Consider the following 591-nt stretch of genomic DNA (forward strand, 5'->3'; position numbering starts at 1 on the left):
TGACGTCGAGGGCCTGGTTGATGGTGCCCTCGATCCCGGCGCGCAGGGCGTACCTGGTCTTCCAGGTGTCGGTGGCCTGTTCGGCGCGGGCGGTGGCGAGGGTCTCGTGGAGTTCGCGGGGGCGCAGGCTGAGGAAACGGGTGCCGCGGGTGGAGGTGGTGCATGTGTTCTGGGTGGGGCAGGGGTGGCAGTCGGTGCGGGCGAACTGGACGACGATGGCGTCGCGGTCGTGTTGGCGGACGGGGTACCAGCCGGTGCTGGTGTGGCCCTGCGGGCAGCGGGCCTGGCGGGCTTTCCAGTCGATACGGAACGCGGCCTTGTCGTAGCCGGTACCGGCCTTGGCCTGGGGTGAGTGGTCGAGGAGGGCTGGGGTGACCATGGTGATGCCCCGGGTGGCGGCGTCGTGGAGGAGGTCGGCGCTGGAGTAGCCGGCGTCGAGGTAGTGCTCGGCGGGGGTGAGGCCACGGTCGGCGAGGGTGCGCTGGACGGTCTCGGTGGCCTTCACGTCCGGGACGCTCGCCTGGGTGGTGAGAACGTCCGTGATCAGCCGTAACGGCAACGCTTCGGCTTCGGCTTCGGCTTCGGCTTCGG

Annotated in this window: 1 protein-coding gene; it reads right to left on the reverse strand. The window is 70.6% G+C overall.

Going from position 1 to position 591, the window contains the following annotated elements:
* The coding region (locus tag AC559T_RS15390; protein WP_498869178.1) for a transposase at window positions 1–591 on the reverse strand (591 nt) is incomplete at both ends.

The organism is Frankia sp. Hr75.2, from assembly GCF_949319125.1.
Lineage (GTDB): Bacteria > Actinomycetota > Actinomycetes > Frankiales > Frankiaceae > Parafrankia > Parafrankia soli.